Raw genomic sequence first — 7762 nt, forward strand, 5'->3', positions numbered from 1 at the left:
TCAGGCCGGCCCGGTTGCGATCGCAGGGCCGTCGGCCTTGCCCCATTCCGACCATGAGCCGTCATAGAGGGCGGTGTTTTCGACGCCGAGCCGATAGAGCGCGAGCGTCAGCACCGCCGCCGACACCCCCGAGCCGCAACTTGTCACGATCGGCTTTGCAGTATCGACGCCGGCGCCGGTAAAGGCTTTACGCAAATCGTCGAGCGGCTTCATCGTGCCGGTCGCCGCATCGAACAGGTTGTTGTAGGGCAGGTTGAGCGCGCCGGGAATGTGGCCCGAACGAATGCCCGCCCGCGGTTCAGCCGCACGCCCTTCGAAGCGGTCGGCCGCGCGCGCGTCGATCACCTGTTCGGTCCGGCTGGCGACATTGGCGATCATCTGTTCGATTGATCGAACGCGCTTCGCGTCATAGCTCGCTTTGAAAGCACCAGGCATGGCCTTCGCCTCGCCGCTCTCGACGGGACGCCCTTCGGCGCGCCACTTCTTCAACCCGCCATTGAGAATGCGGACGTCGCGATGACCGTAAGACAGGAACATCCACCACACCCGTGGCGCTGCGACCCAACCGCCGGAATCGTAGATCACCACCGTGTCGCCGTTCGAGATGCCGAGCCCGCCGACGTCGCGGCCGAACTGTTCGGCGCTCGGAAACATGTGCGGCAGCGGATCGGAATGATCCGACACCGCATCGACGTCGAAATAGACTGCGCCCGGAATGTGCGCGGCGAGATAATCGTCCCTCGGCAGCGGCAGGACGCCCGGCAGCTTGAACGTCGCGTCGAGAAGTTTGACGTTCGCATCCTTTAGGTGCGCAGCCAGCCATTCGGTGGAGACAAGCGGATCGTTGTTGGTGGTCATCGATGAATCTCTCTTGGCTCTGTCGTCATGGCCGGCGAAAGCGCGAAGCGCGTCTTCGCAATTCAGCCGGTCATCCATCTCTTCGCGGGATGGACACGCGGGTCAAGCCCGCATGTGACAAGCTAATCACCTCTTCGGCTTCTTCGATTCCCATTTCTCGGTCGGTCCGCCGGCGTCGCGCCAGGCGGCATAACCACCGGCAATATGCGCGACCGGCTTCAGGCCCATGTCCTGCGCGGTCTTGGCCGCGAGCGCCGAGCGCAGACCGCCGGCGCAATAGAAAATGAATTTCTTGTCCTGCTGAAACACCGGTTTGGCGTAAGGACTCTCCGGATCGATCCAGAATTCCAGCATGCCGCGGGTACAGGAGAACGAGCCGGGGACCCTGCCGTCACGCTCGAGCTCGCGCGGATCGCGGATATCGACGATCACGACGTCACCACTTTGCGCGGCCTTGATCGCGTCGGCGGCGCTCAAGGTTTCGATTGAGGCATTGGCCTCGTCAATCAGGGTCTTGATGCCGCGATGAATAGTCTGGGACATTGCCTGAACCTCCTTCCCGGTCATTCCGGGGCGATGCAAAGCATCGAGCTATGGTGCGCAATTGCGCACCTGAGAATCTCGAGTTCTCCGATGTGCAATTGCACATCGTAGTTCGCTAAGCGCCCCGGAACGACGTTGTCTTCTACCGCACCAACTCCTTCATCGCATTTTCCAGACCCTCGATCGTGATCGGGTACATGCGCTCGGAAAAGAGACGGCGAATGATGGTGGTCGATTCCGAATAGTCCCAATGCCGCTGCGCGACCGGATTGAGCCACACCGCATGCGGGTAGGTGCGCGTGATGCGCTCGAGCCAAACCGAGCCCGCCTCCTCGTTGACGTGCTCGACCGAGCCGCCGGGCACCATGACCTCGTAGGGCGACATCGAGGCGTCGCCGACGAACACGACCTTGTAGTCGTGCGGATATTTATGCAGCACGTCCCAGGTCGGCGTGCGATCCGTGAAGCGACGGCGATTCTGCTTCCACACGCCCTCGTAGAGGCAGTTGTGGAAGTAGAAATATTCCATGTGCTTGAATTCGCTTTTCGCCGCGGAGAACAGTTCCTCGACCTGCTCGATATGGGAATCCATCGAGCCACCGATATCGAAGAACACCAGCACCTTCACCGCATTGCGCCGCTCGGGACGCATGTGCACGTCGAGATAGCCGTGATTGGCGGTCTCCTTGATCGTGGTGTCGAGATCGAGCTCGTCCGGCGCGCCGGTACGGGCGAACTTGCGCAGACGGCGCAGCGCGATCTTGACGTTGCGGATGCCGAGCTCGACATTGCCGTCGAGGTCTTTGAACTCGCGGCGATCCCACACCTTCACGGCGCGGAAATTGCGGTTCTTCTCCTGGCCAATGCGGATGCCTTCGGGGTTATAGCCATGTGCGCCGAACGGCGAGGTGCCAGCAGTGCCGATCCACTTGTTGCCGCCCTGATGGCGGCCCTTCTGTTCTTCGAGACGCTTGCGCAAGGTCTCCATGAGCTTGTCCCAGCCCATGGCCTCGATCTGCTTCTTCTCTTCCTCGGTGAGGTACTTTTCGGCGAGCTTCTTCAGCCATTCCTCGGGAATATCGGCCTTCAGCATCGCGTCGAGCAGGCTTTCCAGCCCCTTGAACACCGTGCCGAATACGCGATCGAACTTGTCGAGGTTGCGCTCGTCCTTCACCAGCGCCGCACGCGACAGGTAATAGAAATTCTCCACCGACTGCTCGGCGAGGTCGGCGTCGATCGCCTCCATCAGCGTCAGGTATTCGCGCAAGGTCACCGGGACCTGGGCCTCGCGCAGCGATGTGAAGAATTGCAAAAACATGGCCTTCAGATTGCCCGCCCACCGGTCTTCGTCAAGGGCCGTTAGCGTAGATCAGGGCGGCGCGGCGGGCCAGGTATCGGTATGGACCTCTGAGGTTTTTCAATTACATTACCGGCAAGCGACCGCCGTCCCGGCGGTCTTTTCCTGTCCAGAGGCGTTTCCGCGTCTCAAACCAAGGCAACGGCCTCGATGAAATTTACCGGTACCAAGGACTACGTCGCCACCGAAGACCTTAAAGTCGCGGTCAATGCCTCGATCGTGCTCGAGCGGCCGCTGTTGATCAAAGGCGAGCCCGGTACCGGCAAGACCGTGTTGGCGGAAGAAGTCGCGAAGGCGCTGAAGGCCCCGCTCCTGACCTGGCATATCAAATCCACCACCAAGGCGCAGCAGGGTCTTTACGAATATGACGCGGTGTCGCGGCTGCGCGACAGCCAACTCGGCGATGAGCGGGTGTCCGATATCAAGAACTACATCAAGCGCGGCAAGCTGTGGGATGCCTTTACGTCCGAACAGCGGCCGGTGCTGCTGATCGACGAGATCGACAAGGCTGACATCGAATTTCCCAACGACCTCCTGCTCGAACTCGATCGCATGGAATTCTTCGTCTACGAAACCGGCGAGAACATCAAGGCCGCCAAGCGGCCGATCGTGATGATCACGTCCAACAACGAAAAGGAATTGCCGGACGCGTTCCTGCGGCGCTGCTTCTTCCACTACATCAAGTTTCCCGACGTCGACACCATGAACCGGATCGTCGACGTGCATTTCCCGGACATCAAGAGGCGGCTGGTCGAAGAAGCCTTGCGCATCTTCTTCGAGGTGCGCGAGGTCCCGGGCCTGAAGAAGAAGCCATCGACGTCGGAATTGCTCGACTGGTTGAAGCTTCTTCTGAACGAAGACATAACGCCAGAAATGCTCAGGGAGCGCGACCCGCGCAAGCTGATCCCGCCGCTGCATGGCGCGCTGCTCAAGAACGAGCAAGATGTGCATTTGTTCGAGCGGCTGGCGTTTTTGAGCCGACGCGAAGTTTAAGGCGGCCGACGGTAGGATGGGTTGAGCGGCAGCGAAACCCATCAACTCCATCTGCTCAACGTCTTTCGCCGTATGAGCAGCCATCTTGGGACATGTCACCAGCCCAATCGATCGGATAAAGACCGAGTTTTACATATCGATGAAACGACGACGCCTCCCAATCGCACACACGTCCGACCAGTCCATGTTTCACAGGGTTGATGTGGATGTAATCCACATGACGCGCAAAATCATTTTCATCGCTAATGGTATGCTCCCAATAGCGACGCTGCCAGATACCGCGCTCACCTTTTGCTGCACGGCTCGCCGAAGCCGGCTCGCCACCTGAAAGACTACGTGAAAACGCTGACTTGATCAGCCGCCAGCGCGTCGCGAAGTCTGCATCGCCGTCCGGCATCGTCCAAATAGCGTGGAGGTGATCAGGCAACACAACGATGGCATTGATGGTGAAAGGGTGGCGCTGGCGCGTCACGCGAAACGCTTCGCGCAAGAACTCGATATGTGCGGTCAGAAGCGAGAGCCTCCGGTCCGCTAGATTGACGGTGAAGAAATAGCTTCCGCCCGAGACAAAATTGCGCCGATACGAGGTCATGCCAGACCAGGATAGCACAACTTGCAAAGATGGGTTTCGCTAACGCTCAACCCATCCTACGGCACCCACGATTGACCGGTAGGATGGGTAGAGCGCAGCGATACCCATCAACTGCAAGACGGGCTGACGACACAAGATGGGTTTCGCAAGGGCTCAACCCATCCTACGAAGGTGAAGGTAACGGACTCTAATTGAACGCCACCGCTTCCATTGGCGTCTTGCCGCGAACGAGGTCGCTGGCTTTATCCGCGATCATCTGCGTCGAGGCGTTGAGGTTGGCCGAAATCATCCGCGGCATTACCGAAGCATCGATCACGCGCAGGCCGTCAAGGCCATGCACGCGCAACTGGTCGTCGACCACGGCCCATGACGCGTCCACTGGACCCATCCGGCAGGTACAGCCGGGATGGAACGTCGTGGTGCCGCGCTTGGTCGCGGCCTGCAAAAATTCCTCGTCGGTCTGGACGTCGGGCCCGGGGAAATCCTCATAGTCGTAATAGGGCTTCAGCGGCTCCGCCTTCAAAAGCTTCCGCGCCAGCTTCATTCCGGCGACGACGACGCGCCGGTCGAGCTCGGCGGTGAGATAGTTGGTCTGAATGATCGGCGCCGCGAACGGGTCGGCCGAGCGGATGCGGACATAGCCGCGGCTCTCGGGGCGCTGCTGCCAGGAGGTGACCGTCATGCCCGGCAGATCCTCGAGCGTGCCCTGCACGCCTTCCTTGTAACTCGCCGGCGTGAACGTCAGTTGCAGGTCGGAGCTTTCGGTGGTCTCGCCGGAATGCCAGAAGCAGTAGACCATGGTCGGCGACAGCGACAGCAGGCCGCGCCGCGTCGTCGCCCATTTGATGACTTCGCCCATCAGGCTCAGGCCACGCCGGCGCTCGTTGATGGTCTTGATGTTCTTGACCCGCGCCACCGACCGCGGCGCGTAATGGTCCTGCAATCCCTCGCCCACGCCAGGCAGCGCATGACGAACCTCGATGCCGTGCGACTGCAACAGTTCCGGCGAGCCGACGCCCGACAATTGCAGAACCTGCGGCGAGTTATAGGCGCCGCCGGAGAGAATGACTTCCCTGGCCGCGCGCACCTCGTGCAGCGTGCCGTTCTTGCCGCCACGCCGATAGCGCACACCGACCGCGCGCTTGCCCTCGAAGACGATTTCCGTGACATGCGCATGCGTGCGCACATCGATATTGCCGCGCTTGAGCGCCGGACGAAGAAAGGCGGTGGCCGCGCTGACGCGAAGACCATTCTTGATGGTGCGCTGGGCGTAGGACACGCCTTCCTGGATCGCGCCGTTGTAATCGGGATTGCGCGGAATGCCGAGCGAGATGGCGCCTTCCATGAACGCCTCGCAGAGCGGATCCTGCCAGTCCATGGTGGTGACGGTGAGATTGCCGTCGCGGCCGCGATAGGTGTCGTCGCCCGGGCCGATGCGCGTTTCCAGCCGCTTGAAATACGGCAGCACGTCGGAATAGCCCCAGCCGCGATTGCCGAGCTGCGCCCAGGTGTTGAAGTCCTGGCGCTGGCCGCGGTTATAGATGTGACCGTTGATCGAGGACGAGCCGCCGAGCGTCTTGCCGCGCGGCGCATAGATGCTGCGGCCGCCGGTCCAGGGCCCCACTTCCTGTTGATAGGCCCAATTGACGCTGCGCATATGGAAGGTCTTGATGAAGCCCGCCGGCAAATGGATGTACGGGTGCCAGTCACGCGGCCCTGCCTCCAGCATGCAGATTTTCGTGGAGGCATCCTCGCTTAGCCGATTGGCCAGCACGCAACCGGCCGAACCCGCACCGATAATCACATAGTCGAACGTGTCCATGACGACCGGTCACCGCTGCTTTTCATTGAGTTGAAACGTGAGATGCGCTTTTGCTGTCGGCCATTCCGAGGCGATGATGCTGAACACCACGGTGTCGCGCAGCGTGCCATTCGGCGCGATCTGATGGTTGCGCAAGATGCCGTCCTGCTTGGCGCCGAGCCGTTCGATGCCGCGCCGGCTCTGATGGTTGAAGAAATGCGTGCGGAACTCGACCGCGATGCAATCGAGCTTTTCGAACGCATGGGTGAGCAGCAACAACTTGCACTGGGTGTTGAGCGCCGTGCGCTGCACACGCTTGGCATACCAGGTCGAACCGATCTCGACGCGCCGGTTCGTCGCGTCGATATTCATGTAGGTCGACATGCCGGCGATCAGGCCGTCGGCGTCGAACACGGTGAACGGCAGCATTGAGCCTTTCGCCTGCAGGCCGAGCCGGCGGTCGATTTCCCGGGCCATCTCTTCCGGCTTTGGAACCGAAGTATACCAGAGCTTCCACAGATCGCCGTCCTTCACCGCTTCGGTCAGCCCCGCCAGATGGGCCTGCGATAGCGGCTCAAGCCGCGCATGCGCGCCCGCAAGCGTCACCGGATCAGGCCAGGGCATTCAAGTCTCCTTCTCCTCGTCCTGAGGAGCGCTTTGCAAAAGCGCGTCTCGAAGGATGAGGCCCGTATGGTGGCCTCATGGTTCGAGACGGGTCGCTCATGCGCCCCTCCTCACCATGAGGATCGTAAGCCGCTTCGTTCATCGATTCAAAAAATTCAGCGGCAAGCCGGACCGGGGCCAGTCCATCGCGACGAGTTCGCCTTTGCCGGACAGCGTGATGTAGGCGGTCTTCAGCTCGCTCCCGCCGAAAGCGATATTGGTGGTAACGCGGTCGCCGGTCGGCACCTGCTCGACCAGCGCCCCGTCCGGCGCGATTACCGAAATGCAGCCGGTCACGAGCGTGGCGACGCAGACATTGCCGTTCGCCTCGACCGCCAGCGAATCGAACATCTGGTAGCCGCCCAGCCCCGCGATCGGCTTTCCCCGCTCGCCGCGATAGATCACGTCGCGCGGCTTCACCACGCCGGGTTCCGGAATCTCATAGGCCCACAGCCGCGCAGTCGGCGTCTCCGCGATGTAGACGGTCTTTTCATCCGGCGAGAGACCGATGCCATTGGCAGGCAAGACGCCATGCACGCCCTCGACGATGTCCGCCATGCCGGGCTTGAGATAATAGAAGGCGCCGACATCCATCTCGCGCGCGCGGCGCTTGCCCAGATCGGAAAACCACAAGCCACCCTGCCTGTCGAAGACAAGATCGTTCGGCCCGCGCAGCGCGTGCTCGCCGCCTTTGGTTACGACAGTCTCGACCTTGCCGCTCTGCAAATCGACGCGCTGGATCGAGCCGCCAAGATAATCGTCCGGCTGCGCCCCCGGCATGATCATCTTGCCGGTCGGAATCCAGGAGAAGCCGCCGTTGTTGCAGATGTACATCTTGCCGTCAGGGCCGAGCGCCGCGCCGTTGGGACCTCCGGGAATCTGCGCAACCACTTCCTTGCGCCCGTCGGGATAAACCCGCGTCAGCCGCTGCCCGCGGATCTCCACCAGCACGACA

8 protein-coding genes are annotated in these 7762 nt (G+C 61.3%); 1 reads left to right on the forward strand and 7 read right to left on the reverse strand.

Features of this window, described 5'->3' with window-relative positions; genetic code table 11:
* From sseA to M6D32_RS11950, 3 genes are all read right to left on the reverse strand, one after another.
* Complete coding sequence (gene sseA, locus M6D32_RS11940; protein WP_298256277.1) at window positions 1–858, reverse strand: 3-mercaptopyruvate sulfurtransferase; 858 nt, start codon at window positions 856–858, stop codon at window positions 1–3.
* Between the two features lie 126 nt (window positions 859–984).
* Window positions 985–1401, reverse strand: a complete 417-nt coding sequence (locus M6D32_RS11945; RefSeq protein WP_298256279.1) for a rhodanese-like domain-containing protein — start codon at window positions 1399–1401, stop codon at window positions 985–987.
* Between the two features lie 142 nt (window positions 1402–1543).
* Window positions 1544–2719, reverse strand: a complete 1176-nt coding sequence (locus M6D32_RS11950) for a VWA domain-containing protein (protein WP_298256281.1) — start codon at window positions 2717–2719, stop codon at window positions 1544–1546.
* Window positions 2720–2908: 189 nt separating this feature from the next.
* On the opposite strand from M6D32_RS11950, the gene M6D32_RS11955 reads away from it, so the two are divergent.
* On the forward strand, window positions 2909–3751 hold the full coding sequence (locus tag M6D32_RS11955; RefSeq protein ID WP_298256283.1) for a MoxR family ATPase: 843 nt from the start codon (window positions 2909–2911) through the stop codon (window positions 3749–3751).
* Between the two features lie 55 nt (window positions 3752–3806).
* Here the strand turns inward: M6D32_RS11955 and M6D32_RS11960 are convergent, their stop codons facing one another.
* The 4 genes from M6D32_RS11960 to M6D32_RS11975 all read right to left on the reverse strand — a co-directional run.
* Entirely contained in the window at window positions 3807–4343 is a 537-nt protein-coding gene (locus M6D32_RS11960; RefSeq protein ID WP_298256285.1) for a transposase, read from the reverse strand.
* A 187-nt stretch (window positions 4344–4530) separates the two neighbouring features.
* Complete coding sequence (locus M6D32_RS11965; RefSeq protein WP_298256287.1) at window positions 4531–6165, reverse strand: GMC family oxidoreductase N-terminal domain-containing protein; 1635 nt, start codon at window positions 6163–6165, stop codon at window positions 4531–4533.
* Between the two features lie 9 nt (window positions 6166–6174).
* Complete coding sequence (locus M6D32_RS11970) at window positions 6175–6768, reverse strand: GNAT family protein (protein ID WP_298256289.1); 594 nt, start codon at window positions 6766–6768, stop codon at window positions 6175–6177.
* A gap of 138 nt (window positions 6769–6906) precedes the next feature.
* Window positions 6907–7762, reverse strand: an 856-nt coding sequence (locus tag M6D32_RS11975; RefSeq protein WP_298256291.1) for an SMP-30/gluconolactonase/LRE family protein, incomplete at its 5' end; no start/stop codon positions are given.

It is taken from the genome of Bradyrhizobium sp., assembly GCF_027307225.1.
GTDB lineage: Bacteria > Pseudomonadota > Alphaproteobacteria > Rhizobiales > Xanthobacteraceae > Bradyrhizobium.